The 1,101-nt window shown below is 44.9% G+C and carries 1 protein-coding gene; it reads right to left on the reverse strand.

From position 1 onward, the window contains the following. Nucleotides 1–9: 9 nt before the first annotated feature. The gene (locus L5M38_RS24150; protein ID WP_014609561.1) at nt 10–1,041 is read right to left on the reverse strand and encodes an IS630-like element ISSpu23 family transposase; all 1,032 of its coding nucleotides are present in this window, start codon (nt 1,039–1,041) and stop codon (nt 10–12) included. Nucleotides 1,042–1,101 lie beyond the last annotated feature (60 nt).

Genomic DNA, 1,101 nt, shown 5'->3' on the forward strand with positions numbered 1-1,101 from the left:
TATACCCAATCAACCTGAAGATGCGTGGGTAAAGAGCTGAAAATTATCATTGATCCGCGACGCTAAACTTTCACCAATATCGGGTAATGTTTCTTTGAAAAATTTATCCAGTGCGGACCTGAAATCTCGCTTATTTTTGAAGTACACGCTGTTCCTCGCGTGCTCATTCATGACCTTCCACAGTCTTTCTATCGGATTGAGGTTCGGGCTGTAAGGCGGTAAATAATGCAACTCAATATTGTGCGAAATTGCAGCATTCTTCACTATCGCCGCTCGGTGATAACCAGCACCATCCAAAATAAGATGTAGCTTCTGAGTTTGTGGGTATTTGTCTCTTAATTGCCCGAAAAACTGCACTATGCTTTCGCTGTTTACCCATTCATATTCATTGACCACTGCACTGGCAATATTATTGAGCTCCAACGCGCCAATCAGGTTTAGCCGTGTACGACTGCCGGTGGTTTCTATGGCTTTGTCTTGCCCAGTTCGTATCCAGCCGTGTGAGATTTTGGTTGCCTGAGTCGGATGTACGGCATCCATAAATAAAATGCGCTCATCCTCACCGCAATGCGCTTTGAGTGCCTCATAAGCCTCAACAAAAGCCTGTTGCTTTGCCGTATCAAACTTATGCGGTACGCCTTTGGGCTTCTTGTAGCTAAAGCCGTTTTTGCGAAGCCATTTGTGCATCCCTGCTACCGTATATTGAACGCCATATTGCTCCAATACATAGGCTACGATTTGCTTGTTGTGGTGATAAGTATGCTGAGTTAAATGGGCAATTAATTCTGCGATTTGCTCTGCAGTTAACAGGCTTTGTGAACCGCCATTTTCAGGCTTGAGCTTCTCTGACAAGGTGTAATCGGCAAGGTGATTACGTACAGTGCTTTCATGAATGCGTAATGCTTGAGAAATCATTGCCGGGGTCCAGCCTTCGGATGCAAGCAGTACTGCTTTGATGCGGTCACGAATACGCCCGTCACGCGTTTGAGCATGCTGGGTCTCTAGGACTTGTTTTTGTTCAGGAGTAAGGAGTAGTTTCATAATCGTTAGCTTGATCCTCATTTCACTGAAAATCAAGCATCTTCATTGATCACGGGTATA

Origin of the sequence: Shewanella sp. SM101 (assembly GCF_025654465.1) — a bacterium.
Taxonomy (GTDB): Bacteria; Pseudomonadota; Gammaproteobacteria; order Enterobacterales; family Shewanellaceae; genus Shewanella; species Shewanella oncorhynchi.

Excerpts from the sequence above, each read along its gene's own strand:
- L5M38_RS24150 (WP_014609561.1), bottom strand. The coding sequence starts at position 1,041 with ATGAAACTACTCCTTACTCCTGAACAAAAACAAGTCCTAGAGACCCAG.